The 24,899-nt window shown below is 45.2% G+C and carries 26 protein-coding genes and 2 pseudogenes; 18 read left to right on the top strand and 10 right to left on the bottom strand.

Going from position 1 to position 24,899, the window contains the following annotated elements; genetic code table 11:
• Nucleotides 1-331 precede the first annotated feature (331 nt).
• The 6 genes and pseudogenes from MiSe_RS36030 to MiSe_RS36010 form a co-directional block, all read right to left on the bottom strand.
• Nucleotides 332-934, bottom strand: a pseudogene (locus MiSe_RS36030) (ArsA family ATPase); the annotation flags it as partial.
• A gap of 227 nt (nucleotides 935-1,161) precedes the next feature.
• Nucleotides 1,162-1,281, bottom strand: a complete 120-nt coding sequence (locus MiSe_RS53110) for an ArsA-related P-loop ATPase (RefSeq protein ID WP_373872951.1) — start codon at nucleotides 1,279-1,281, stop codon at nucleotides 1,162-1,164.
• Between the two features lie 20 nt (nucleotides 1,282-1,301).
• A complete protein-coding gene (locus MiSe_RS36025) occupies nucleotides 1,302-1,610 on the bottom strand; it encodes a DUF2442 domain-containing protein (RefSeq protein ID WP_226589408.1) in 309 nt (102 codons plus the stop codon).
• Nucleotides 1,591-1,827: a DUF4160 domain-containing protein gene (locus MiSe_RS36020; protein WP_226589405.1), complete on the bottom strand. Its 237-nt coding sequence runs from the start codon at nucleotides 1,825-1,827 to the stop codon at nucleotides 1,591-1,593. Before MiSe_RS36020 ends, MiSe_RS36025 begins: the two co-directional genes overlap by 20 nt.
• A gap of 197 nt (nucleotides 1,828-2,024) precedes the next feature.
• A complete protein-coding gene (locus tag MiSe_RS36015) occupies nucleotides 2,025-3,617 on the bottom strand; it encodes a PEP-CTERM sorting domain-containing protein (protein ID WP_226589402.1) in 1,593 nt (530 codons plus the stop codon).
• Between the two features lie 331 nt (nucleotides 3,618-3,948).
• Complete coding sequence (locus MiSe_RS36010) at nucleotides 3,949-4,209, bottom strand: hypothetical protein (RefSeq protein WP_226589398.1); 261 nt, start codon at nucleotides 4,207-4,209, stop codon at nucleotides 3,949-3,951.
• A gap of 462 nt (nucleotides 4,210-4,671) precedes the next feature.
• On the opposite strand from MiSe_RS36010, the gene MiSe_RS36005 reads away from it, so the two are divergent.
• The 7 genes and pseudogenes from MiSe_RS36005 (at nucleotide 4,672) to MiSe_RS35970 (ending at nucleotide 13,116) form a co-directional block, all read left to right on the top strand.
• The gene (locus MiSe_RS36005) at nucleotides 4,672-5,991 is read left to right on the top strand and encodes a restriction endonuclease-related protein (protein ID WP_226589396.1); all 1,320 of its coding nucleotides are present in this window, start codon (nucleotides 4,672-4,674) and stop codon (nucleotides 5,989-5,991) included.
• A pseudogene (locus tag MiSe_RS53105) lies at nucleotides 5,984-6,739 on the top strand (pPIWI_RE_Z domain-containing protein). Before MiSe_RS36005 ends, MiSe_RS53105 begins: the two are co-directional and overlap by 8 nt.
• Before the next feature lie 141 nt (nucleotides 6,740-6,880).
• Nucleotides 6,881-9,430, top strand: a complete 2,550-nt coding sequence (locus MiSe_RS35990) for a hypothetical protein (RefSeq protein ID WP_226589392.1) — start codon at nucleotides 6,881-6,883, stop codon at nucleotides 9,428-9,430.
• Nucleotides 9,431-9,720: 290 nt separating this feature from the next.
• Entirely contained in the window at nucleotides 9,721-10,113 is a 393-nt protein-coding gene (locus MiSe_RS35985) for a hypothetical protein (RefSeq protein WP_226589390.1), read from the top strand.
• Nucleotides 10,103-12,328 (top strand): pPIWI_RE module domain-containing protein, encoded by a 2,226-nt coding sequence (locus tag MiSe_RS35980; protein ID WP_226589388.1) that lies wholly within the window; start codon nucleotides 10,103-10,105, stop codon nucleotides 12,326-12,328. The genes MiSe_RS35985 and MiSe_RS35980 overlap by 11 nt, the downstream gene beginning before the upstream one ends.
• Nucleotides 12,313-12,948: an RNaseH domain-containing protein gene (locus MiSe_RS35975; protein ID WP_264196768.1), complete on the top strand. Its 636-nt coding sequence runs from the start codon at nucleotides 12,313-12,315 to the stop codon at nucleotides 12,946-12,948. The genes MiSe_RS35980 and MiSe_RS35975 overlap by 16 nt, the downstream gene beginning before the upstream one ends.
• A gap of 27 nt (nucleotides 12,949-12,975) precedes the next feature.
• Complete coding sequence (locus MiSe_RS35970) at nucleotides 12,976-13,116, top strand: hypothetical protein (protein WP_226589386.1); 141 nt, start codon at nucleotides 12,976-12,978, stop codon at nucleotides 13,114-13,116.
• A 245-nt stretch (nucleotides 13,117-13,361) separates the two neighbouring features.
• Here MiSe_RS35970 and MiSe_RS35965 read toward each other — a convergent pair whose 3' ends face one another.
• Together MiSe_RS35965 and MiSe_RS35960 are read right to left on the bottom strand one after the other, a co-directional pair.
• Nucleotides 13,362-13,775 carry an FHA domain-containing protein gene (locus MiSe_RS35965; RefSeq protein ID WP_226589384.1) on the bottom strand — a complete coding sequence of 138 codons (414 nt, stop codon included), beginning with the start codon at nucleotides 13,773-13,775 and terminating at the stop codon, nucleotides 13,362-13,364.
• Between the two features lie 3 nt (nucleotides 13,776-13,778).
• Nucleotides 13,779-14,996, bottom strand: a complete 1,218-nt coding sequence (locus MiSe_RS35960) for a vWA domain-containing protein (protein WP_226589381.1) — start codon at nucleotides 14,994-14,996, stop codon at nucleotides 13,779-13,781.
• Between the two features lie 150 nt (nucleotides 14,997-15,146).
• Here MiSe_RS35960 and MiSe_RS35955 point away from each other — a divergent pair, with 150 nt between their 5' ends.
• From MiSe_RS35955 to trpA, 7 genes are all read left to right on the top strand, one after another.
• On the top strand, nucleotides 15,147-15,803 hold the full coding sequence (locus tag MiSe_RS35955; RefSeq protein WP_226589379.1) for a DUF4230 domain-containing protein: 657 nt from the start codon (nucleotides 15,147-15,149) through the stop codon (nucleotides 15,801-15,803).
• A 286-nt stretch (nucleotides 15,804-16,089) separates the two neighbouring features.
• The gene (locus MiSe_RS35950) at nucleotides 16,090-16,347 is read left to right on the top strand and encodes a hypothetical protein (RefSeq protein WP_226589377.1); all 258 of its coding nucleotides are present in this window, start codon (nucleotides 16,090-16,092) and stop codon (nucleotides 16,345-16,347) included.
• On the top strand, nucleotides 16,344-16,505 hold the full coding sequence (locus tag MiSe_RS35945; RefSeq protein WP_226589376.1) for a type II toxin-antitoxin system PemK/MazF family toxin: 162 nt from the start codon (nucleotides 16,344-16,346) through the stop codon (nucleotides 16,503-16,505). The genes MiSe_RS35950 and MiSe_RS35945 overlap by 4 nt, the downstream gene beginning before the upstream one ends.
• Before the next feature lie 17 nt (nucleotides 16,506-16,522).
• The gene (locus MiSe_RS35940; protein ID WP_226589374.1) at nucleotides 16,523-16,699 is read left to right on the top strand and encodes a hypothetical protein; all 177 of its coding nucleotides are present in this window, start codon (nucleotides 16,523-16,525) and stop codon (nucleotides 16,697-16,699) included.
• Between the two features lie 101 nt (nucleotides 16,700-16,800).
• Nucleotides 16,801-17,013: an NAD(P)H-quinone oxidoreductase subunit L gene (ndhL, locus tag MiSe_RS35935; RefSeq protein ID WP_226589372.1), complete on the top strand. Its 213-nt coding sequence runs from the start codon at nucleotides 16,801-16,803 to the stop codon at nucleotides 17,011-17,013.
• Nucleotides 17,014-17,081: 68 nt separating this feature from the next.
• A complete protein-coding gene (locus MiSe_RS35930; protein ID WP_226589370.1) occupies nucleotides 17,082-17,387 on the top strand; it encodes a DUF3007 family protein in 306 nt (101 codons plus the stop codon).
• A 355-nt stretch (nucleotides 17,388-17,742) separates the two neighbouring features.
• The gene (trpA, locus tag MiSe_RS35925; RefSeq protein ID WP_226589415.1) at nucleotides 17,743-18,537 is read left to right on the top strand and encodes a tryptophan synthase subunit alpha; all 795 of its coding nucleotides are present in this window, start codon (nucleotides 17,743-17,745) and stop codon (nucleotides 18,535-18,537) included.
• A gap of 231 nt (nucleotides 18,538-18,768) precedes the next feature.
• Here the strand turns inward: trpA and MiSe_RS35920 are convergent, their stop codons facing one another.
• Nucleotides 18,769-20,073 carry a DUF3466 family protein gene (locus MiSe_RS35920; protein WP_226589368.1) on the bottom strand — a complete coding sequence of 435 codons (1,305 nt, stop codon included), beginning with the start codon at nucleotides 20,071-20,073 and terminating at the stop codon, nucleotides 18,769-18,771.
• 727 nt (nucleotides 20,074-20,800) lie between these two features.
• On the opposite strand from MiSe_RS35920, the gene MiSe_RS35915 reads away from it, so the two are divergent.
• Entirely contained in the window at nucleotides 20,801-21,757 is a 957-nt protein-coding gene (locus MiSe_RS35915) for an all3515 family Zur-repressed PEP-CTERM protein (RefSeq protein ID WP_226589366.1), read from the top strand.
• Between the two features lie 187 nt (nucleotides 21,758-21,944).
• Here MiSe_RS35915 and MiSe_RS35910 read toward each other — a convergent pair whose 3' ends face one another.
• Complete coding sequence (locus MiSe_RS35910; RefSeq protein WP_226589363.1) at nucleotides 21,945-22,667, bottom strand: TVP38/TMEM64 family protein; 723 nt, start codon at nucleotides 22,665-22,667, stop codon at nucleotides 21,945-21,947.
• Between the two features lie 145 nt (nucleotides 22,668-22,812).
• On the opposite strand from MiSe_RS35910, the gene MiSe_RS35905 reads away from it, so the two are divergent.
• From MiSe_RS35905 to MiSe_RS35895, 3 genes are all read left to right on the top strand, one after another.
• A complete protein-coding gene (locus tag MiSe_RS35905; protein ID WP_226589361.1) occupies nucleotides 22,813-23,298 on the top strand; it encodes a hypothetical protein in 486 nt (161 codons plus the stop codon).
• Nucleotides 23,295-23,489 (top strand): hypothetical protein, encoded by a 195-nt coding sequence (locus MiSe_RS35900; protein ID WP_226589358.1) that lies wholly within the window; start codon nucleotides 23,295-23,297, stop codon nucleotides 23,487-23,489. Before MiSe_RS35905 ends, MiSe_RS35900 begins: the two co-directional genes overlap by 4 nt.
• A partial coding sequence (locus MiSe_RS35895) for a tetratricopeptide repeat protein (RefSeq protein ID WP_264196767.1) occupies nucleotides 23,455-24,899 on the top strand: 1,445 nt, incomplete at its 3' end. The genes MiSe_RS35900 and MiSe_RS35895, both read left to right, overlap by 35 nt.

Here is a 24,899-nt window from a genome sequence, read left to right as displayed (position 1 = left end):
CGCTTCCTAGGGGCACGGCAGGATTCAAGTTATCTGTTATTGCTTGATACCTTTGACGCCGTGACGCTTCCTAGGGGCACGGCAGGATTCAAGTTATCTGTTATTGCTTGATACCTTTGACGCCGTGACGCTTCCTAGGGGCACGGCAGGATTCAAGTTATCTGTTATTGCTTGATACCTTTGACGCCGTGCCCCTACTGCAAACCCCCTTGTTCGCTCACACCCTGAAGCGCTTGCAGATCTCACGTTACCAATAAAACCCGCCCTGCAATTTATTGCAGGGCTAATAGCGAAAGTCCACTCAAGTGGACTGCTAGAAAATATTATTCCGTTAAAAGCAAAGATTTGCCGCGCCTTTAATCCGGCGAATAATAGTTTTCTCAGCCAACAAATTTCGCTCAATTTCCTCACCCATACTGTAACGGTTATGCACTACATAACGCTGGGGAACTCCGATTTTTTCTAAAGATTCCGATAACCGGAATTGTTCGGCAATTATTGCGGCTTCTGCTTGAATTACTCGAATAAATTCTGTGTGACTATAATCTTTCAATTTCTTCTGCGCTTTGACAACTTGTTGGCGCCAATTCCGCAGTCGCCCCATCAAATCTACTCTGGCTAAAACAGCTTGATACTTCATCCATAATTTAAATATAGCTAACCAATCTGCTAATGCAGATGGCATTGCCAAAAAGCGGAGAAGATCGCCTGTAGGGGCAGTATCAAGGATAATTAAGTCTTGCTGTTTGCTGTCTAATAAATCCATGACTGCAATCCAGGAGAGCATTTCATCAATACCGGGTAAAGCTGGGGCTACAATTTGTCGCCAAGCTGCGGGTGTGTAAGCAATTTTCACCGCGCCTGCTTCGCTGACTTCGCCGCTAATCATTTCGGCTAATTCCCAAAGATAATCATTGCGGAATTGTTCTAATAACGCAAGTTGCTAGTTATCTTTTTAGGGCTGAAGACAGGTTAATGGCTAATAGCTAATGGCTGGTAGACCCGAAAAATATTCCCATCAGCAATTAGCAAGCTTGCGATTAGCTTCTGCTGTGCAACCCACGATAGTTATAACTAGCAACTTGGGTTAAGCACATCTCCTAAAGAATCAGCTGTATCTGTCGATATTAAAAGTATTTGTTCCTGAGGAAATAATCTGGCCTAACGCCGCGCAAAACCACAAGCAAGAGTTGTTTTTCCGACTCCACCTTTACCGCTAAACATTGCTAAGTGAAGCGAGTCGTACAGCATCAGAGATTCATCGATAACCGAGCATGACATATAAAGTAATTTATCAGGTGTTAGGCTGTCTTGGCACGTTCATCCAACCATCGCTGGAATGACTTCTGACTTTCGCCCGATGGCTGACCAAGAATTATATTCTTGACACTTATGTCCTCATCAAGCTCGGGCCAATTTATTCCCTCATTCCCACCGATAAATCGCCAATTATTGCGATCGTTTTGCGTACCGTGTAACAGCCGAGGATACCAAGCTAAAGGAACAGAGATAGTGCGACCATCGGAAAGATCGACGGTAAGCGTGTCATCTGTAACTACTACTTGTAGTGCTTGAGGAATTTCCAGCAATTCAACCATTAAAGAATTCATTCCAACCTGCTAATAACTGCTCTTGATGTTCTTCAACAAGCTTCTGGATCTGATTGATTTCTGTGCGACTGAAGCCTCTATTATTTTGAAGCCGAACGGGACTAAGCCAAAATTTAGCCTCCTGTTGATCGCGCTCAATATGAACGCGCGGTGGTTCATCGCGGTCACCTGCATAGCAGAAGAAACGGTATGGACCAACTCTGAGTAATGTGGGCATTCAGACCCGTTAATCAAAAAGTTACATTTCCATTTTACCCGATGCGAACGCGAGTGCGTGCGGTCGGCATATCGCTTTTGTATCTTGTGCAATTGGTTTATTGGTACGGGCGATCGCAACCAGTCTGATATCTAGTACTGGTAGTGGGATCGCACCCGTCAAGCGGTCAAGAAACCCAATCCAATAAAAGTGTTATTCTACACTTTCTGTTGCTGTTTTCGCTGCAGCAGAGAACTGACGCCAAACGCACCAAATGCCAAGAAGCCGAACACAGAAGTGGGTTCGGGAACGGAAACGGGAACGACTCTGAGTTGGGTGATCTGCGTACCCCATATATCTTCATCGAAAACAAACTCTTGGAACGTCCAGAAGGTAAACGGATCGGTTGGATCGACGACGGTGGCGCTGTAGTCTCCCCAGCGGTTGCGACCAGTTCCGAAGTCTTGAAAGTAATCAGCAGCACCAGCTTGGAGCAACAAAGGATTGCCAAAAGTTGTGACACCCCCGACAGTTTGACCCAGCACTGCATAACTGCTGACAAATTGCGATTCACCCGAACCATTGAAACCAATTACAACATCGCCAAAATCGTTTACAGCAAGCGAACCATAGTAAAAATCCAGATTTGGATCGGCAATTAAACCTTCTTGCAAGCGTTGGTTGGTGGTGGCATCGATTTGGAACCAGCGAAGCGCTGCACGTCCTCCGTTATCAACAGTTTGTCCGCCCCAAAAAGAGCCATTTTGCAAAATTATATTTGAAGAAAAGTTGGCGCTGGGAAATATCTCCAGATTTGGTTTCGGCCCTGGCTGTTCGGCACTGCCTGGAGAAAAGTATGAGGTAACAGAAATCAATCCATTTGAAGTATCAAGTGTGGGTGAAGTTATATCCCCGACAATGTTTGAGCGCTTGAATTCGCCTGCCAATGTATTGAAGCTAGATAATAGAGCAGCTGGCAATCCCGTATTGTCTAGATTGACAACGGGCTGCAGGGTAAATCCAGTTTCGCTCTGAGATATATTCTCGAATTTTGTCGCATTAGCAACCGTCGGCGTTGCTGTCAGCAGATCGTTCTTTGGCAGCGCCACAATAGTCGTTCTTAAATCAGAAGCAGAGATGCGAAGCATATTCGCCGCCAGATAAACCCCGTCTCGATCGAAACCCAGGGTCGGATAATCTGCCCGGCGCTGGTTTGTTGAGTCGCTATCAATGGCAAAACCAGTCCATCCAGTTATTGGATCGGAAGACTTTGATACGGCAAACAAGAAGTTATTCTCGCCACGTTGGTTGTCCACAGAAACAGCATACCAGCGCTGACTGAAGGGGTCGTATACTACTCTTGGGTCAAAAGCAAAGCGACTGGGCGTTACTCCGGCGTCGTTCCAAAACTGGTTGAGCGAGCTGAATTGCAGCAGGGTACCAGTACCTTTATCGTAGACCGAGTACTTACCGTTAATTAGTTCAACAATGCGATCGCTACCAACTGCACCCATTGTGTCCGGCGGGATGAAGAAACTGTCCAACGACGGGATGAAGAAACTGTCAATCAACGTACTACTGGTGAAGTTGAGTCCGATGGCAAGTTGACAGGGGGTTGTAGAATTTGACAAGTTGGAATTGTCAATATTCCCACCGACTGTGCCGAGCTTGCTTGTTGGAATATCGAGAAAAAATGGAACGCAGGGCGAAGAATTTGATCGAATAGTAGCTGCCTCTACCCCCGCTGACAAGCTGATGGCAGCAGTCATAGCAACAGCTACTGAGGTCAAGGTCTGATAAAGAAGTTTCATATCAACACTCCCGAGCTGGATGAAAGTTAAAGGTTGCTTTACTCCAAAGAGCGCGATTGTACTGAACCTCACGCTCGCAGCAATTATAAAATCTCAATTTTTCGGCTAGCATCTGAGCCGAAAAATTGCCAAAACTCTTCTATCAGCAGTTGCTAAAAATCTCTTTCTTTATCTAGGGCAACTGCCTAGATATTTTCGAGATTATTTAGTTCCTTATCCTGCCATTAGATGGAATATCGGCTGGCAATTTACTTAATTTTTACCCATGGATTTTTTTTGTCTATTGTCTTTACTTAATCTTCATCAAAATTTTATTGAAAAAACAAGGAATTTATCCAGAAAACATCACAACATATTTTGGGAAAAAATCAATAAAGATCCCGTCAAGATTTTGTAAAATTTCATTGATTTTACCAAGACCTAATGACGCTTGTGGGCAACCAGGAGAGTGAATACCTAAAGCACGCCGACGATCTACTTGACGGGAAGACTGATGCCTGTAAGCGATCCCTCGATTACGCGGTCTTTCTGGCAACCTGTTTCCCCAATGGGTGCGAGCGCTCGCATCACCTAAATCCTTATATAATTTCAAACTTTAACTTCAGATAAAATGATAGGGAGGCAGCGCTTCTCCCAACTGTAATTGCCAGCAAGGACAATATTTTTGCCAAGCTAAAAATAGCTGGGATTTGACTCAAGCAATGCCTGGATTTCCGACTTGCTATTCCAAAGCACTTTGACGCTAAAAATCCTTGGCAGCATAATTCTGCTCTACATGGTCAATGCGGCAGGAAAAGGGAATCACAATTATATTTTCCCGATCAATTCCATAGCTGCACTTTGCCATCATTATGCGGCATTAGCCTGACAGGGCGACAAAACCGTTAGGCGATCCGCCTTTTCGCTATTGCCAACACATAACCGTCTGCTTGCCAGTTGATCGGCAAAAATGGAAACATGGGAAACATCATGGAAACATGGAAAAATTTTATTGACCCTCTAGCGATCGCGATGCCAGAATGATTCGCACACCTCAGATATAGGGGAGTGACCCATGAAAGTCACCAGACATCGAGAGAAAATCCTGGAGGCGCTACGGGAATGGTTTCGCATCCACAAACAGGCGCCGACTCTGGAAGAATTGTGCGTAGAACTGGGAATGCAACCGCGTCAGAAAGCAACAGTGCAACGTTGGTTGCAGACAATCCGAGGTATCGACGTGGAATGGGAAGATAATGCCGCCCGCAGTCTCCGCCTACTTTCCAATGACGCAGAAGTTGAACCAGGACTCCAGATATCCGTAACGGAAACCTTGCGATATCTGGCGACAGGACTGGGAGAGTGGGAAACGCGAAACCCCGAAAAAAGAATGCACATCCCAAAAGCTCTCCGCATCGGGATGTCTCGAATGTATCTAACATCTTTGTTGCAAGGAGATGAACAAATCCCCTCAAACCTCCCCGAATTTTTTGAGTGGGCGAAAAATCCTGTTGTAGATTGGAAACCGACAGCAGAGATTAAAAACCTTTCACCGGAAGTCACCCTGATTGAAGACGGGTTATTGTCCGATTTCGCCGCCCAATGGCAAGTTACGGGTTCTGATGTAGAAAAGCAGGTACAGGAGAAAATTCTGCAAGATGTTCTCGAATATTGCCGAGGACACCAACTAGAAGATTCCTATCGCGCTTTTCGCAAACTGATTATTGAACGTCCTGTCCTGCCCTATTCAGAATATCGCCGCCTCTTGTCTTCTTCTCAACTTAGACCTCTGCGCGATTTCTTAACACAAACTTACATTGATTTAGTTGATTTAGCAGAAGAAAACACTTATCATTTTTGCCCTCGTTGCCAGTATGTAATGCGCCGCCGTCGAGACGGAAGTCATAGCTGCCGAAACATGACTTGCGAACGACTAAATGCCAAACTTAATTTGCCACCAGTCGAGTCAATTTCCAAGGATAAAGCAGAAAAAGAAAGTTATAAAGCTGTTACTCCTGGCGTTCATCGATATGGAACAATTCCAGGAATTGCGGAAATAAAACTAGCAGAATCTCTCACGAAAATGGGAATTCGGGTGACTCTCTGGCCTCAGATTGACGAATTTGACTTACTTGTAAAATTTGGCAGGAAAGTTAGCTGGGCAATTGATGTCAAAGATTGGTCTTATTTGGATGAAGAGCGTTTGGGAACCGTGCAGTATCGTCCTGATGCAACTGAAACCTTTGTTGTCTTTCCAGATGAACGAGAAGAATCATTGCGAATTAAGGTGGTACGTCAACAAATAGAACCTGAATTAGGCGGCGTGCGCTTAATGTTGATGAGCGAAATTATTTCACTGGCTCAAAATAAGTTGGAGAAAAATAACCATGCGTGACACATCTCGCTGGGGTCAACAATTGCGTAAAGCTTTACGCGAATCAAATGACTTAAAGGATTACGTGGCAGAGAGTTTGCCTGATGTTGATGGAAAAGTAAGAAAACAAGAGGTTAAACGACTTGCACAACTCATTGCTGAAGTAGAATTAGGGCTAACCTTGTTGAAGGAAATAGCTCCAGAAGAACCAGCTATATCAGTCTCAGCAATACTTTCGGGTTATCGTTTTCCGGTGGCGGTACTTTCTGATGATAACTGGCAGCTTGTCCAAAAAGCTCGTTTTTATCTCCTGCGCCGCAAAGGCAATCAATGGGAGCGAAGTCTCTCGGAATACATTAACATTCCTCAAGTTGCTAGTTATTTCTCTCACAGCGGCTAATGGCTAATGGCTAATGGCGAGATTGCTAAAAATCCTAGATTAGCAATTAGCAATTAGCAAGCTTGCAATTAGCAACGCCAAAGTTTATAACTAGCAACTTGCGTTAACATTCCTGAAACTATAAGAATATTTAGCTTAACGGATATTAATGATGTTCCTCTATTAATTCCCACCAGTACCTATCCCCGTCGCCTTCCTCTTTATCAGCAAAATTTATCGACAACACCACCGCATAAAAAACGAAAAGTTAAACTAGCATCTGCTGGCTATTGGTATGCAAAAATCTATCACAAAAGTCATACTTTTGTCGAGGTTCCTATCAATATCCCTTGCCAATATTGCCAATTCGCCTCATATCATGTCCGGTAGCAACGGTTGTGTAACTGCTAATAGCTAATCGCTAATGGCTCAATCAGGAAAAATACTATATTAGCAATTAGCAATTAGCAATTAGCCATCCATACACTACCGATCTCTCGCGGACATGATATCAGTTGTGTATAGTTGATTGTGCGAAAAAGCGTTTTTTCTCCCCCATCCCCTTTGCTCCCCCAGCTCTCCAAACGCAACCGATGCAACCGGACACGATATCAAATATCTTTTCATCGCACCCGCACCAAGCATAATCCTTTTTATACCGTCACGTGGGAAGAATTGCTGCTCTCTGCCCAAGAAATGGATGAAAAACTAGCGCAAGCTGGGTATCAGCTAGAAAATTATTGCGAGCGGATTCAAGGAATTATTTGGCGCTTATACAATCCAGAAATTGATGACTTTTCTGCAAATAAAAAATTAGATATAGAGCAACTTATTCACATTGTAGGCTTGTTGAATGTCGGGAAATCAACATTTCTAGAAGTTCTAAATTATCAATTAGCAAAAAATAAATATCGGTGTGCCTTAATCGTTAATGATGTTGTGGCACAAGTGCTTCTTGCTTCCCTATTTTGGCATGGATTGGGGATTTCTGCGGCTCCTATTATGGGGAGCGATCGCTTCCAACAACTAGAAAAAGTCTACGAACCGATTCTAGCAACACAAGGAGAGGAAATTGCTCAAGGATCTACTCATCCAGCATGGCGCTGGTTTAGCCCTGTCTGCCCATTATTAGCTTTAGTTCAATCAGAAGAAAAGTGGGAATTTGGCTTTGAACCTTGTCACACCCTTTACCAAAAAGTGATTCTTGTTAATCAGAATGATGAAATAGATGACGAGGATATGGAGGATTGGGAGGAAGGTCAAACCGAAGATAAGTATACCTGTCCTTTTTATTACAAATGTCCGCGCCATCAATTAGAACGAGATATTGCACAAGCTTTAGTTTGGGTGTTAACTCCAGCTAGTTTTATTCATACTCGCACTTTCCCTGAACTATTTGAAGAAAAATTGACTTTCGCTGAAGCTGTTTACCGCGAATGTAGCTTTCTTTTTATTGACGAAGCTGACCGGGTACAAGTGCAGTTTGACCAAGCTTTTGCACCCGATGAAGTTTTAGTCGATGCTTCCGGAAACTCATTATTAAATCAGTTGGGAATCAAATTCGCTAATGCGATTTATAATTCTGACCGTCGCCCCCTGACTGCTGAACTGGTAGCAACAGCAAAAAAAGCGAATGATTACGCTCAAATTGCTACTGATATTATTCTTCCCAAACTGCACAACCAACCCCAACTGGTGGAATGGTTGGGTTTAACTCCCTTTACGGGTCGTTCGGTGTTTGCTCACATTATTCGCGATATTCTCGAACCTCCCTCTGAAACAGACAACGAGGAAACCCAACCCAAACTCAGCCGCACTGAACGCAGTCAGCAGCGACGAAATCGGATTGAAGCGGGTTTACCTCCGTTTGAGGAACGTCAGCGCCGCAAACAGCTAATGGAAACGATTGAGGGATTTTTGCAAGCTCCTTTTAATCGTCGCAAAGGAGGAGAACTTTCAGACATTGCCTTTACCTTATTAAGTAGCGAAAATGAGCGTGCAGCATTAGCTGAGGTGGCTGATTGGTTGCGGCGATGGCTGGAATCCCTTGGTATTTGTCTAACGGATAAAACGAAGTTTGACGAAGTTACGCGCCACTTACATTTTGCAATTCTGGTGGCAGTATTGAGCAATCGCTTGGGCTTTTTGGTTGACCATCTGAGTGCTTTAATGCGATCGCAAATTATAGATTTGCACGACACCAGCTTATCGCTGGTATATCGCCCACCCCGCGACTATTTGCCGATTGTACCATCTGCACCAGTTGGGAATATTTTGGGCTTTATAGCGGATTGCAGCCGTATGAGGTACACCTTCGTTTGTGTAGCGGCACAATTAATTGTGCCGCTACACAAACAAGCCAAAAGGCTGTACCTCACACGAAAAGCAATCCGCTGTAAATATACACGCGATCGCACCAGCAACTCTGGTGGCAAATTAGAGTATTTCCGCTACGTTGGCGTCGGTCGTTATTTACTCCTAAATTTTCCCACGCTGTTTGCCGTGGACGATTGGGATGGCCCCCATACGGTGCTGATTTCAGGAACTAGCTATGCGCCAGGAACTCCCGCTTATCACATCCAGAAAAATCCCACAGTATTGCTAGAACCAGCCCCTAATAATGATAAGGCTGGTGATGCTGGGATTGGCGAAAGTGAGTTTTTCTTCAAACCACAGCAAAGCGGAGGGAAATATATTGCCCTATCCGGACAGCCACCTGCTGTACGCAAAAAAGCAGCGGATGAGATGGTTAAGGCTATCTGTTACAGTCCAGGAAAAGCCAAAAACTTTCTCGATCTATTATTTGAGCAGGTAAAAGAGCTAGGACAAAAAGATCCAGAACGGTTACGCGATCGCCAACGCTTACTGCTGATCGCAAACAGCTACGATGAAGCAGCGCTGGTTGAGTCAATTTTAAAACCTCTCTATCCCATCGAACAAATCAATAGTATTGCCGTACTCCGCCGCGATAATGCTCCTGGTGATTTAAAAGGCATTCGCCGAGGTAAGATTCGCGATTTGAACAAACTTCCCACTCATACTAAATCCGCTTTCATTACCCCCTTTATGCCTAACGACTAAAGTCGCGGCTACACAAACTTTGACCGCCTGCGCGGTCTATAAGAATAAGGGGGGTTGTTAACCCGGATTTGGTATCAGATTGTAATTGCACCTTTGATGGCGCTGGAGCGAGGTCACAACATTCTCAACGATAACCGCATTGCCGCATTTGGAGCAGCAATTTTCTTAAGCCGACCTATGCTTCCGATGACTGGCAAACTACGGTTCAGCAACTCAACAGTTGGGCGATCCAGAATGCAGAAGATTCTACTTTGTACGAGGCAATAAATAGACGCAGTGAACCTTTAACCTTGACCAATGTTGAAAGCGAATTCTACAAATATGCAGTGGCGAAGATGCTTGACTTGAACTGTCGATCGATGTCCTTCAAACAATTGACCGATGATGAACGTTCTGTACTTTGTTGGACTCAGTTGGTGAGTATTTGGCAAATCATTGGACGTTTGGTCAGAGGTGGTGTTCCCTGCATCGTTCATTTTCTAGATGTCAAGTTTGCACCGAAATCAGCGACAGGCGAACTTGATAGCGAAGTGACATCACTGTTGGTCGGCATTATCAAAAAGCTTCAACTTGAGGTTGAGGGGGAAGGAAAACGACCCTATGAAAGAACACTAGCGCGATCGCTCTACGGAGCTTTCTTAAACGCACTTAAAGACACAAAGGAATTACGCTATGACATTTAAAAATATTCGCCTTGGCTCTTGGGAACTGATTCAGGATGTGGAGTACAAACTTTTCCAACTCCAAGTTCCAAAAAATTGGCAACAAGTTGCCCAATTCCTTGCGAATGCACGTTTCAAAATTGGACGTTCAAAATATCCATCTGTACCAGTCCGTTCTCTCGATTCCATCATAGCCGCTAGTTTCCCAAACATTATCCAGACAAGGCGTTATGGTTGGCAACGTCCCGGTCAGCCTTGGATACTAGCAACAGAAATTGCCGATCTTTATTACTTATCTGATTTAATTAAAGATTGGCTCAGGGAAGAATTTAGCGAGTGTTTAGCAGACGATGAAGTTGAGTCCAAACTCAACACACTTGACAATGAAGCTTGGCATTGGGAAAACGAGCCAACTAATTACTCAATCTGGCATCAACCAGAAAATAGAAACGTCCTCGATGTTCGTTTCCAAGCACTGCCAGATTACCTGACCAAGGAATTTCTCAAAAACCCAACCCTCTTGTTTGACGGAGATATTCAATACGAACTAACTTTCTATCCAGTTGTGAGGCTAGGCAAAGGATATGAAATAATGTCATGGCCTCCTCAGAGAGTTCCACTGATTGAATTTAATCGTAAGGAAAAGAGGACAGAGGAAGTAGGCGAGGCATACATCTCGTTTGTCATTAGTTTTAAACTGCAAACAGTTTCTTGGCGGAATCAACCGATTATTTACCATCAAATTTCTACTCGACAATGGATTACAAAATTTATTGATAAGATACCTTATCGAGGAGCCACTGCTTTTATTGGCGATAATCATCGGTGGTTAGATGGAGTTGACCAACCATTTTGCTTGATTCCTCTCTCAATAAAACAAAAGATAACGCCGGAAGGGAAAGAACCCAAATGGTCAAGAGCGATTAGCGAGTTACTTTTGCTCAATGACTCTCCACTTCCTGAACCTAATACCCTGGCTCTAAACCCAATGTATCAGTGGTCTACATTTAATGAACTTTCCAAGGAGATACAAGCAGCAATTGCCTATGACACTCGACATCCAGGCGAACGCCCCTGCCTCCCTGGTGTTAGTCCACGGGATTTAGCTAGCCTTGACCGGGCTATTCAAAATAAGATTGAACAAGAAGGTTTTCCTCTTCGCCGAGTGGGTAAGGCAGTTAAAATTTCAGGCAACTATATGCCTTTCTGGGAGCAAGGAGAACCGAAGAAAAAAGGTGATAGATCGCCAAAAAAACGTGAAGATTTATCTACTCCAATGCTACGACCTTCTCTGGCTGCATCATCTGTATTTAGAACACCTGAAAATTCACCACACACAATACTTATTCTCTGTAAAACGAAAGAATGCCGCGCTCAACTCATGGCTGAAATTTGTCAGTTACTTAACTTATTACCAAAAGGCGAACCTCAAATTTATAAAACTCTTCCCGAAGTCCAAGGAGAAGAAACTCTTTACGAAAGCCCATTAGGGACGTTACGAATCAAAACCCAGCACGTTCAAGATTTGACGCAAAAACTTGATATTGAGAATCGGTCTGTCAAAGGCAACACTCTTCAACAGCGACGCATTAATTTACTTGATGAACGCATTCGTCAAATTACTTCATCTCTACCCAAAACCGAGGGTAAACTTAGCGGTGCATTAATCGAAATTAGAGCGAAAAAATCATTCTTTCCACCAGAGTCAGACCCAAAACTAGCCTTGCGAATTGGAGCTATGCAGGCTGGCTATGTCAATCAGCACATCCACCCATTAACCGCTCAAAATAAAAAGGGTAAGGAATATAAAACTAAAGACGCTGCTAATCGAGTTCAAAAAGCTGTGTCGGATTTACTGCGACAATTTGGGATTTTGCCTGCTCCTTTAATTGACCCTCAAAAGGATGGTATCGATTCAAATCTATGGCTGACGTGCTTTTATGTCCTGCGTCGAACTCGAAAAACAACAGCTAGCAATACACCTTCCACTGTTGCCTTAATGGTACGAGTTAACCCAATAACAGGAACTGTACAAGTCACTACTCCTTCTTTATTCCTAACTCAAGGATGGGTGTCGTATCCAGTAGGACTTGGATACCTGATCGCTGAAAAATGGGATGAGGATTCTTATATTGATGAAACAACGGGTGATAGTAGCGAAGAAGAGTCGTCTAGCGACAAAAAACAGAACAGCTGCTTAATAAATTTGTTACTGACTGTTTGCGTGATTGCCTAATTAACCGAATTGAAAAGGAAGAACTTCCCCAAGTACTCTTCATGGCGGAAGCGCAAAATGCCCGAAAGATGCTGACGTGGCTGCAAAATCCTAAACTTCCAGCCAACACTTTACCTGATGAACTAAAGCGAGACATGACAGAATTGGAACAAAAACGTCTGTTAATGGTACGGTTACGAGTGGCAACAAATGACGAAGTACCTATTGGGATTGTCAAGGGTTCTCCTGGCAGCCGAATTAGTAAAGGTGGCGTTTTCCAATGGCAGGGGGTGTGTAATACTGAGGGAACTTCGCTGTATCTAAGTATTAGGAAGCTTCTCACTACTGAACAGGATATATTACGTCAGCCGCAGTCTCGGCTTGATAATGGTAGCAGACAAGCAGCGAATCCCAGGCTGTTAGAAATAGCTGTTGTTCACTCTCCAGAAATTGCTCCAGACAAACTGGCTTGCTTTGTTCATAATCTCAGAAACCGCTGGCCCTATTTTGCAGATGATGTTTCTCTGCCATTTCCCTTTCCGTTTGCTACTTTAGCTTATGAGTATGCGGTCAGCGCTAAGGATGCGGTGGAATTAAACGATTCTGATGATTCAGACGAATTAGAGGAATCTCTTGACTAAATCGCCTTTGGTAGAGGCATCCAACAATTGCGCGACAATCTGCTTCTACAGGACTTATATTATGTCCGGTGGATTACCCACAATCATCAGCCGGGACACGGCACGATTAAAGTTATCTGTTTGTCCGAGATATCTATGATGCCGTGTCCCTACGCAACGACTCTGTGAGGTTTTTTTATTATGGGCAATTCAACGGACATGATATTACGCAAACACCAAAGTTTCTACGAAAAATCCTTGGTTTGGCAACCAGAGATTTACAAAGAAACTTTGGTGATGGCCTCGACCTGCGTAAGTCCTGTTCTATTGCTGTGGCGAAACCGAGAAACGCGGACGTTGGGTGACCAGATGCTGCTGTGCTTGTGGGAGAATTTGGCGACAGTTTCCAGGACTGTTGCCTACAATCCCACCAATTACACAGAGGACACAAACGTGGCAATTTCAAACTCCAAATCGCCCAATCGGATTCTACTACCAACTGTCAGAAACACTGGATTTGAAGGTTGATTGGCAGACTTGGATATCAGTTGCTGTCCGTTGACAAATGTGCCATTGCGACTAGCAAGATCGATGATTTGAAGTCTTTGATTTACCCATTGGATGATGGCATGGTGCCGCGATACGGTGGCGAGCGCACCAATTTCATACCCAGTCAGATCGATATCAGCTATGATGTGAGGAGGATCGCTGCGTCCGATTAGCGATCGCCACCTCTCCAGTCGAAAATTATTACCTGCTTTAGCCCCATTTAAAACTACCAGATACGTCGTATCGGGTGTAATTTGAGCCAGTCCAGGAATCGGATCGCAACCAAAACCAACAGTCATTTATTAACCTCCCAATTGACGAGTTGCCCTCAGTAAACCTGTCGTTTGATGCGCCCTAAGTTGACCTGTTTTTTGCAGGATATCTAATTGTTGAGATGCTTCATTGGCGATAGTTGTCTGCCCAGATTTTACCGCTGCCGCATGAATTTGACTCAGCAATTCTCCCGTTAGCATCGGATCGTTGATTGATGTCAGCGCGGTGCTGTAGCGATTGATATCCCAACAGAGGCGATCGCGATCGACTTCTGGGTTAATTTGTTGCGCTTCTCGATAGGAAGGCGTGAATTGCAGCGCCGCTAGACTTGCGACAGGAGCAAATTCTAACATTTGTAATTGAACTTGCGCGAGCGCATAACTACCAGCAAGTTGACTGGCATTTAAACCAGGCACTTCCAATGCCAACAAAACATCAGTTGCAGTATCGGAACGCAAGTTTCGCAGATGAATTTCCTGGGGGTTAGTTTCTGTTAAAGGTAGATAATCAGGACGAAACTGACAGCAATTTTTCAGCCTTACTCCACCAGCCAAATCTAGTTTAATTGTTACATCTGTAAATGCGATCGCTTGTACCTTTTGTAAGCGCTCTTGCAATTGAGTTGCCAGCAGCGTAGGATTATCGGCATATAAAAACGCCCCTCGTCCGCGATCGCTTAAACTAACCAAAAGCGCTGAATTAAAATCTTCCGCATTCCCCAATCCCACTGCACAGAGGGAAATGCCATTAGATGCGATCGCTTCTGCTTGCACAATCAACGCTTTAGTATCATCTAAAACCTCACCCTGGTCAGTAGTAGGATGTCCGTCTGTAATCAGAATGCCTACCCTGGCTCTCCCTGGTTCTGGGGATAAAGTAGATTCAATCCATTTTAGGGCTAAGTCAGTCCGGGTTACTCCTTCGGCAACCAGAGCGTTGAGAATCGCTGGAAGGTCGCCGGATTGAGCGTTCTGAAGATTGTGTGCCCGGGGCGTTACCCAGTCGGCATAGCCTGCTAGAGAGATGCGATCGCCAAGTCGCAATCGTGCAACTAGCGCCTGACAAGCTGCTTTTGCCTTTTCCCACTTTTCGCCTTGCATGGAAGCGCTGGTATCTAAAGCTACTGCTAGTTGTAAGGGTAAGTGCGCTCGCGCGCCAGAAGGTTCGAGTCGCACACGTAAAATGTGTTCCGAGACTTGTGAACTAATTTTTGCCGGGCGATCCCAAGTAAGTTGCAAATTGAACATAGCTTTTGATAGCCGAACTAGGCTAATCCTCTGTTACCGATATTACACTGTTTCCAGAACAACAATTAACCGCCTCTCTCCCAGGATGCGTGGTTTATAATTATAAATAAGAAATACTCGCTTTAGAATTGTTCAAAATGGAGATCCGCTATGACAGCTAGCTCAATCAGAGACTCAAATTTAGTTAGCAAAGTGTTAGCAGGCGTTGTTGTACTTTTGTTGATAGTTGTGTTGTGGCTAGCCTATCAAATTAGTCACTTAACCAGCATCTCACAAGAGGTAGTCGATCCGGGTTCGCTGATAGTCCGTCAAGTTAGAGATGTCAGCGAATTGACTACAGCTATGTTTGAAATGGATACCGTGGTGCCTGTGAGCGAGAAGGGGCGAATAACCAAGAGTAAGTTGCTCTACATTGCTCACGGTAACGTCAGAGTTGGAGTTGACTTGAGAGAGTTTCAGGCTGATGACGTACAGGTTGAAGGAGACAAAATAACTGTAACTTTACCGCCGTTAAAAGTGCTTGACAGTAAGCTGAATCTGGAACATTCTAGCGTTTATTCCTATGACCGAGGTTTTTTAGGATGGGGGCCTGACGTAGTTAATTTGCAAGCCCAAGCACAACTGGAAGCGCTCAAAAAAGTTGAAGAGGCTGCTTGTCAAAGTTGGCTGATTAAGACAGCTAGCGCTCGCGTTCAAAAAACTGTTGAACAACTACTTAGCCAACTTCTTAAGGATAGAGGTTATCAAGAAATTATTGTCAACGCCCCGCTTCCCGCTGAAGGTTCATGTGCAACATCGCACGTTTAATATCAGTAGTTGCAAGTAGGGTGCGTTAGGTACTAGCCGTAACGCACCATATTAAACGCTTGTCGGTGCGTTACTGCGTTAACGCACCCTACAAAAACTATCTGCCACAGTTAAGGATGAGAATAGTCGCTAGATCGTATTAGCAAGTAGGGTGCGTTAGGCACTAGCCGTAACGCACCATATTAAACGCTTGTCGGTGCGTTAACGCAGTAACGCACCCTACAAAAACTATCCGCCACAGTTAAGGATGAGAACACTCTTTAAAATAAGAGGGAGATGCTCTCAATTGTCTTCCCCCTCTGCCATGCTAATCAGTAGCGAAGCGCTTAAACAAGACCTAGATCAACTCACCCAAGAGCAACTTCAGCAAGTAGCTGACTTGATCGCCTTCCTGAAATTTCGCCATAAACGTCGTCACCACATTGTTCTCGAACCGAGTCAACTTGCTGCCCTTGCCACTGAGTTTGCTGAGGAAGACCGTGCCCTTGCCGCAGCAGGCATAAGCGACTACGCAACCATGCTCAGTCAGGAACACCAGCGATGACGGAGCAACTTAAGCGCGGCGAAGTTTGGCTCGCTAACCTTAACCCCACCCAAGGGTCCCAACAAGCAGGCACTCGTCCCGCTATCTTCACACCATTGCCAAACTACGCCCCGCTGAATCAAACTCCTGTCAGTCCGTGGGACACAGAAAAAAGGTGATATGAAAAATCGTTGGTTTGGCAACCAGAGAGCAAGGTCTCACCTTTGTTTCTTTTCTCGTCGTGGGTAAGTCCTGGGACAGTTGGGACTTTCGCGGTCTGTGGAATCAGTCGGTGCTGGTGGAACAGAGTTTCCCGCCGAACAACTTGCCGCTGTCGTATCCTGTTCCTTGGCAAGTCTATCCCGGTAGTTAAACTACTGGGGATTCTGTAAAATGAGTGACAGCGTGCATCGGTAGCGATGCCGCATTTGAGGCCAGTCGCGCTTGTTAGTCGTTGCTGCTAGGAAACCTACTATGGTGATTGCACTGCTGTATCTGGTTTTGCTGGGAGCGTATCTCCTGGTTATTCCCTTGGCGTTGTATGTCTACATGCAACTACGCTGGTACGTCGCTAGCTCGTTTGAGCGCGGCTTTATGTATTTTCTCGTTTTCTTTTTCTTCCCAGGGTTGTTGCTGCTGGCTCCGTTTTTGAATTTTCGCCCCAAGCGGCGTCAAATCCAAGCCTAGCTATGATTTACCGCCAATCTGGCATGACTTGCCCGGTTGGCGCTTTTCTAGTCTCTCACTAATTGCAAATGCGAAGAATTGACGTTATAGGTATTGGCATCGGCATCTTTGCAGCCGGTGGTTTGGCTTTCTGGGTTTTGCAAGCTGCTGGACTCGATAGCCAACATGCAGGCATCTGGAGTCAGGTTTTGTTGGTTGGTGGGTTAATCGGTTGGTTGCTGACTTACCTGTATCGAGCTGGGACGAAGCAGATGACCTATACTCAGCAACTGAAGGACTATGAGGACGCGGTGTTACAGAAGCGTTTGGAAGAACTTACTCCCGAACAATTGGCGCAGCTGCAAGCCGAAATTGAACAAGAAAAAACTAATTAACGTAAGTTGCTAGTTACATCCAAGGATGCTGGTAATTGGTAATGGGTAATTGGTAATTGTCAAGAGTAGGGGCGGGTTTTACCAACCATTGTGTGTCACCACGAGATATTTCGTTAAACCCGCCCCTACAGGCAATAGACTTCTGCAAAAACTACCCTCAAAGGCAAACAGAATGCCCACCCCACAAGAGTTTTTGCAGAGGTCTAATCAATCCAATCACCAATGACCCATTACCAACGACCAAGAGAAAAGAACCTCAAGGGCAGGCAGAATGCCCACCCCACAAGAGTTTTTGCAGAGGTATAATGACCAATTACCCATTACCCATTACCCATTACCCATTACCCATTATCAAATGACTTTAATTTCCGATCGCTTCGCTGCTTTACGCTCTTCCTCTCACTGTGCTTTGATTCCTTTTATCACTGCTGGCGACCCAGATTTGGAGACTACCGCTCAAGCTTTACAAGTTTTGGATCAAAACGGTGCAGATATGATTGAACTGGGCGTTCCTTATTCTGACCCGTTAGCCGATGGCCCGGTAATTCAAGCGGCGGCAACTCGCGCTTTGCAAAAGGGTACGCATTTAGATGCGGTGCTGGAGATGGTTTCTGGAATTGCTCCTGGAATGCAATCGCCGATTATCCTCTTCACCTATTACAACCCCATCCTCAATCGTGGCATCGAAACTTTCCTCCACCAACTTTCCAAAGTCGGCGTCAGCGGGTTAGTCGTCCCCGATTTACCTTTGGAAGAATCTGAAGTTTTGCTTAAGCCAGCACAAGAATTGGGCATTGATGTGGTATTATTGGTAGCCCCGACGAGTTCGGCGGAACGGATAGAAGCGATCGCGCAAAAATCCCAAGGCTTTATTTATCTAGTCAGCGTTACCGGCGTGACGGGGATGCGTACCCAAATCGAAAGTCGCGTCCAAGATATCCTCAAACAAATACGCCGCGTGACGGATAAACCCATCGGAGTTGGTTTTGGTATTTCCCAACCAGAACAAGCGCAACAGGTGAAAGAATGGGGCGCAGATGCAGCAATTGTCGGCAGTGCGTTTGTCAAGAGATTAGCAGATGGAACGCCACAGGAAGGGTTGGATGCGATCGCGCAATTTTGTTCTAGTCTCAAAGCAGCGATTGTCTAGTAGACTTCTCCAGAAAATCAAGTCGAGGGCAGGCGGGACGCCCACCCCACAAGAGTTTTTGGAGAGGTTTAGCAATGGTAGTTTGGTTTTGTAAGTAGAAACCCGGTAACTCATGGGAAACCGCGTTTCTGACCATTGGGCTACTTCTTGAATTAAGATCGGTGCAGAAACTATTTTTGCATCAGTCTGTAGGTAAGCAATTGATTAGCTGCCTACAGATTTTTTGTCCAGTTATGCTTTGGAACCTTCTACTACTACCGTAGCTTTTCGACGGTTACGGCGCCGGAATGAAACCCCACCAATCGCACCAAAAGCTAACAAGCTTAATGCAGTATCAGACTCAGGAACTGACTTCAAAAGGTAAGCACGGGTGCCTGTGCGCGTAACTCCTTGGGCATCAACATAAGTGTAAGTACCGTAGGCGGAAATATCTCCCCGATTATTGATACCTGTTGCCCTAGTCAGCGATACATTGGAACCACCGACTAATAAACTATCGGTCAATAAACTATTGAGGTCAGCCATCATCCCATCGTTCCAAATAAAGGCAAGTTCTTGATTGCTACTATTAGTTGAAAAGCCAACAACTTGACCTTGATTGTTGATACCGACGGCATTGCGTACTGTGCCACCTAAGCTACCCAAGAGAGTAAAAGCGTTGTTTTGCCATAAGAATGCAGAACTGGTAGCAGTGGCGCCCGAACCATTCGTTAGTTGACCAATCACTTGACCGAGATCGTTAATGTCTCTGGCAACGCTTTGTTGCGAGCCATTTGTACCTAAATTTGTCAGCACATAATTGCCACTGTCATCCTTTTGCCAGAGTGCTGCACTATTGACCGTTGTATTATTTTGCACGCCATCGCCGTCTATTGAACCGACAACCTGACCCTTGTCGTTGAGTGCTAAGGCTTGATTGCGATCGCCTCCAATTCCAGCCAAGATTGTGTTGGTGTTGCTGCCATTTTCCCGGTAGATGGCATTTTGTTGTCCTGGCGCAAAAATGTGATACCCTGCGATTTGGTCAACGTTGTTGATATCGGTGAAATAGCTTTCAACGCCACCAAATTCTTCGACCGTCAAGCTATAACCACCGCTACCATTGGGTGTCCAAGTCATCGCGCGATCTGTAGCACCGGGCAATTCATCACCCGTACCAATAATTATTCCATTGTTGTTGAGCGATCGCGCTAACGAACCCCGACCAGGCATTGTTACACTTTGTCCGTCATTAGGGCCGCCAATTTTGACTCCGGTTAAGGGCAATGCCGTCATCGTGCCGTTTTCCCAAATATAACTAACGTTCGACGAAACACCAGCGGCATTGACGACATTATACCGACCCACAATTTGTCCCAAATCGTTGATCGAAGTGGCATTAATTGTTGTGCTGCTGGGATCGAGACTACCGAGGTCAATCGCAGCGTACTTGCTAAATGAGGCTGCGATCGCACTCGTTGATTGAGCGATTCCAACCGTAGCTGCAACTGTCAGCATTACACCAATGCGACCTAGTAAAAATTGGATCTTTGTCAACTTTTCCCCTTTTGCACTCTCTCTAAGTGCTTTTTCTGACTTTTACTCAGGGTTTTCACCAGATATCCGCAAATTATCTACAAATCTGTACCGGGTCATCTGCGTATTTCTCTGTACTTACCCATGCATCTAAGACTAGAGTTAATTAAAACTATTTGCAATAAGCTTAATGATTATTTCATCAAAAATACATACAACTAACCCGGCTTTTACCCAAATGGTGATAATTAAAACTTATAAATTATATATGGCTTACAGGGTGAGACTTTCAGATCTATTTTTTCCGGAAGCTATCGCCGAAGCAGGGGTTTTCCACCATGTACGCGAGAGCCACTAACCCAGCCGCTTCACCAAAACTTCATAAACTAACTTAATGGCGAACAGATCGTCATTGCTGTTTTGTCAATACCTATAACTATCTATTGGCAAGGGTTTCAGCCCAATGGCCATCGGGGCAATTGCCTCAAATCTTCACCCACGAGGGGCTTTTGAGTTTATTAAAATTTACTAAAAAATTTTATGGCTGACTGGGATTTATTGCGAATAAAAGCAACTACTTATTGAAACTGCGGTCAGTTGCTCGAGACGGGTATAGCTGGTGGGTTAGGTATGTGACTTTGTAGAAATTACGCAGACCTGTAGCAATCTTAATGAAAACTTTATACTGACCTAGCGCCAGCGCTTTTATGATAATGATTATCATTATAAAATAGAAGGACAAAGAATAATGGTGAGGAACAGCCCTATATTGGGTGTAATTTGTGCTGGCTTTGAACGGCAGAAAAGTGGGAAAGAAAATGCACCAGCATTGATAGGAATTGGTTTATTGCTGTCTGTTCCCTTGGCTTTGGGTATTGCAGTTGCGCAAGCATTAGCTGAAGACATAGGTTCCGGATACGAGTTTGACCCTGGGCAAGAGTTTGCAGAGCTTTACATTGGGGTAGATGGGGAGGAGACGCTGACACGCGGGGTTTATGCGGGATTGCCGAATCCTAACTACAATCGTCTGACTTTTTTATTTGCTCACCGGGAAGAAGATCCGCTGACAAATCACTTTCACGGGATTGGTACATACAGCTACTCAGGTCCGTTTAGCAGTCCTACAATCAACCCAACCAATACGAATAATAGAATCCCCGAAACTTACACGGGATTACCGCCGCTGAAATTGGTTCCGGGGGAAGGAATTTACCAAGGTCGGTTAATTACCATTCCTTCTGGGGAGGAGTACAGCAATTTGCGGATGAAACCTGTTGCCACGATCAATAAATCCTCTGATATCGGCGAACAAACGCTGTTTAATAGTTCTCTTGGTCGTTGGAAAGGATCTTTGGGGGATGCCGAGATCGCACTCCAGTTAGTTGCGATTACCGAGGGTCTAAATATTGCCAACCCATTGGGGGTCGATATTCTCAAAAATGTCGGCGACACTTATACGATTGGCAGGGGGGATGACTTTTCTTTCCTACCAACTTTTTGGTTAGGGGCTGGGGCTAAACCGGGTAAGTATTCCGCCACCTTTAAATTATTAGATGTTGGTACGACAGAGGGTGGCACAGCTTTTCAAGAGTCCGGTACGTTCAATTTGGATTTTGAGAAAGTCCCGGAACCTTCAACGGTTTTGGGGTTGGGGTTATTAGGTTTGATGGCAGTGATGCGTTCGCTTGCCCAAAAAGCCAGCTAAAAACAATCTCCCCTAAGTTGTGAGATTGGTAATAGGTAATTGGTAATAACTCAAGTTGCTAGTTATCTCTCTGGGAGCGGCTAATGGCTAATGGCTAATGGCGAAATTGGTAAAAATCCAAGATTAGCAATTAGCAATTAGCAATTAGCCATTAGCAATTAGCAATTAGCAACGCCCTTGTTTATAACTAGCAACTTGCGTTATTACCATTGTTACGTTTAAATCGCTTTAACAAAATCGGCATTGCAGATAATATTGCCAATGCTGCTAAAGCACCTACCAATTGCCAAGGCGGGCCACCATTTAATGCTTGGATTCCGCCTTGTCCCAGCCAATTATAAGCAAAACTTCCGGGTATAATTCCAATCGCGGTTGCCAGGATATAAGTCGGTAACTTAATTGGCGTTAAACCTAATAAATAGTTAACCGCGTTGAAGGGAAACACGGGTGCGAGACGGATAGAAAGCGCGAACCAAAAGCCTTCTTGTTCGATTCCTTGACTTAATTGTCGCAAGCGATCGCCTTTCTCAAATTGCCTTCTAGCCCAATCAAAAGCCACAAATCTCGCGACTAAAAAAGCACCCGTCGCCCCCAAAGTTGCACCTATAACCGTCCACAACGTGCCTAAAAATGGCCCAAATAATGCCCCCGAAGATAGGGTTAAAATCGTCCCCGGAATGCCGAATACAGTGGCAATAAAATAGATGCCGATATATCCCAAAGGCGCAAAGATGCCTAACTGAGTTTTGAGTAATTGCAGATTTTCCGGTCGAATCCAGGAACCAGCGGGCGTGACTTTAAATAAGATAATGGCATCGACGAGGATAAATAGCCCCAAAGCCAAACGCACCCAGGAATATTTGTTTTTGGGCTTTGGCTGATTTTCGGTTGGTAGGTTTGGGTTGTTCATATTTGATTATTTGGCTGCGATCGCGCGACTGACTCAATTATGGCGGTTTCAGATTTGAGAGAGCGATCGCACCCCCTTCCCGTAATTTTCCGGATACCGCTTGTATTTATTGGGTATAACTAAAAAACAGCCTCAACGGTAATCTATGGAACCACTGACAGCTGGTGCGATCGCTCTCCTCACCCTCTTATTAAACAAAACCTTCGAGAAAAGCGGCGAACTGATTGTCGCCAAAGCATTCGAGCAAGTTAGCAAAGTCTACGAACTGCTGATGCACAAACATCCAGATTTGTCAAGACGCCTTGCAGCGGCGAAAGAAAATCCTGCCTTGCCCTCGCAACAGCCGGAAGATTACGGCGAAGCGGTATTAATTGAAGACATCAAATCGGCAGCCGCAGACCCAAAAATTAAAGCAGCGATTGAAGAATTGGCGGCGCAGGTAGAAGAAGCACCGAAAAATTCCCAATGGGAGAAGGCTTTTACAGCATTGGCAGAAGTGGTGCAAGCGCAAAAGCAAAACAGCCCAAATCCGGCGAAAATAGCTGAGAAAATCGGCATTTACCAGCAAATTAATAAAGACAAAGTTTATCAAACTATTGAAGGTAACATCATTATCCATGAAACCACTTGACTCCCGTCGCCCGACCGGGAACGGGTAAAGTCAAATCCCCCAAAATCCATCCCCTACCAAGGCACACCCCACTTCATCGGACGACAGCGGGAACTCGCTTCGCTGCATCAAACCTGGCAAAACTCCCATCGCGTCGCCATCTCAGCCGTTGCCGGGATGGGGGGAGTTGGCAAAACCGAACTGGCGATTAGATATGCGCGGGAACATCAAGACGATTACCCTGGTGGGATTTGCTGGCTTTCCGCGAGAGAGGCGAATCTGGCTGCACAGATTTTGCAGTTTGCCCTGCTATCCCTGAAACTGGAAGTACCGCAGCAGGATTGGCGCGGAAATCCGCTGACTCTCGCCCAACAGGTAGCCTGGTGCTGGCAACAGTGGCAACCCCCACAAGGGCGGGTGTTGGTGGTGTTGGATGATGTGACCGATTGGAAACAATGTCGCGGCATGTTGCCAACGGATAACCGCTTCTGCGTCTTGATGACGACGCGGCTGCGACGGCTAGATACTAATTTTGTCGAACTTCCCCTGGATGTGCTGTCGGAAGCAGAGGCTTTGCAATTGTTGACGGCGATTTTGGGGGAAAATGACAGGCGGGTGCAACGGGAACCTGAAACGGCGAAACAGTTGTGCAAGTGGCTGGGATATCTGCCCTTGGGTTTGGAATTGGTGGCGCGGTATTTGGTGGAAGACCCCGATTTGTCCTTGGCAGAAATGTTGCAGCGGTTGCAAGCGCAGTCATTGCAAGATGAGGCAATCGACGTTTCCGAAGCGGATTTGGATGCGACTGAAATGACTGCAAGGCGAGGGGTAAAAACGGCTTTTGAATTAAGCTGGCAAGAACTCGAAAAGCAGACGCAGCGGGTGGGTGAGTTGTTGAGTTTGTTTGCACCGGCTGTGTTTGCTTGGGAATGGGTAGAGTCGGCAAGTGAGTCGCTAAATTGGGCAAAGTCAGAGGTGAATGCGGCGAAAAAGCAACTGCATAAGCGACATTTAATTGAGCGAGTAGAAGAGAGAGAAGCTTGCTACCAAATTCATCCTCTAATTCGGGAGTTTCTGCAATTAAATTTGGATGAGTTAGAACAGGCAGATAATGTTAGACAAGCTTTTGTCCCAGTGTTCGTGGAAATTGCTAAGACAATTCCCGATTCTCCCACCATTGATTTAATCGAATCGCTGAAATTCGCGATTCCCCATCTGGAAGAAGTTGCCGAAAATCTGACCAATGCGTTGAGCAATGAAGATTTAGCTTGGGCTTTTGTTGGGTTAGGCAGATTCTATCAAGGTCAGGGTTCATATTCGCTAGCAGAACCTTGGTATCGGCAGTGTTTATCAGCAGTGAAAACCCGCTTGGGAGAAGACCATCCCAATGTTGCCACCAGTTTAAATAATCTGGCATCACTCTACAAATCTCAAGGACGCTACAGCGAAGCGGAACCCTTGTATTTGCAAGCTTTAGAATTGATAAAAAGACTGCTGGGAGAAGACCATCCCAATGTTGCCACCAGTTTAAATAATCTGGCATCACTCTACAAATCTCAAGGACGCTACAGCGAAGCGGAACCCTTGTATTTGCAAGCTTTAGAATTGATAAAAAGACTGCT

Source organism: Microseira wollei NIES-4236 (assembly GCF_020521235.1).
Classification (GTDB): domain Bacteria; phylum Cyanobacteriota; class Cyanobacteriia; order Cyanobacteriales; family Aerosakkonemataceae; genus Microseira; species Microseira wollei.
This window is presented reverse-complemented; position numbering and strand designations above follow the sequence as displayed.

Bases quoted from the DNA above. Each gene is read 5' to 3' on its own strand.
- MiSe_RS35905 (WP_226589361.1), top strand. From the start codon at position 22,813: ATGGAACCACTGACAGCTGGTGCGATCGCTCTCCTCACCCTCTTATTA.
- MiSe_RS35955 (WP_226589379.1), top strand. From the start codon at position 15,147: ATGACAGCTAGCTCAATCAGAGACTCAAATTTAGTTAGCAAAGTGTTA.
- MiSe_RS35915 (WP_226589366.1), top strand. From the start codon at position 20,801: ATGGTGAGGAACAGCCCTATATTGGGTGTAATTTGTGCTGGCTTTGAA.
- MiSe_RS35945 (WP_226589376.1), top strand. From the start codon at position 16,344: ATGACGGAGCAACTTAAGCGCGGCGAAGTTTGGCTCGCTAACCTTAAC.
- trpA (WP_226589415.1), top strand. From the start codon at position 17,743: ATGACTTTAATTTCCGATCGCTTCGCTGCTTTACGCTCTTCCTCTCAC.
- MiSe_RS35965 (WP_226589384.1), bottom strand. From the start codon at position 13,775: ATGACTGTTGGTTTTGGTTGCGATCCGATTCCTGGACTGGCTCAAATT.
- MiSe_RS35930 (WP_226589370.1), top strand. From the start codon at position 17,082: ATGCGAAGAATTGACGTTATAGGTATTGGCATCGGCATCTTTGCAGCC.
- MiSe_RS36025 (WP_226589408.1), bottom strand. From the start codon at position 1,610: ATGAATTCTTTAATGGTTGAATTGCTGGAAATTCCTCAAGCACTACAA.
- MiSe_RS53110 (WP_373872951.1), bottom strand. From the start codon at position 1,281: ATGTCATGCTCGGTTATCGATGAATCTCTGATGCTGTACGACTCGCTT.
- MiSe_RS35960 (WP_226589381.1), bottom strand. From the start codon at position 14,996: ATGTTCAATTTGCAACTTACTTGGGATCGCCCGGCAAAAATTAGTTCA.
- ndhL (WP_226589372.1), top strand. From the start codon at position 16,801: ATGGTGATTGCACTGCTGTATCTGGTTTTGCTGGGAGCGTATCTCCTG.
- MiSe_RS36020 (WP_226589405.1), bottom strand. From the start codon at position 1,827: ATGCCCACATTACTCAGAGTTGGTCCATACCGTTTCTTCTGCTATGCA.
- MiSe_RS35910 (WP_226589363.1), bottom strand. From the start codon at position 22,667: ATGAACAACCCAAACCTACCAACCGAAAATCAGCCAAAGCCCAAAAAC.
- MiSe_RS36015 (WP_226589402.1), bottom strand. From the start codon at position 3,617: ATGAAACTTCTTTATCAGACCTTGACCTCAGTAGCTGTTGCTATGACT.
- MiSe_RS36005 (WP_226589396.1), top strand. From the start codon at position 4,672: ATGAAAGTCACCAGACATCGAGAGAAAATCCTGGAGGCGCTACGGGAA.
- MiSe_RS35980 (WP_226589388.1), top strand. From the start codon at position 10,103: ATGACATTTAAAAATATTCGCCTTGGCTCTTGGGAACTGATTCAGGAT.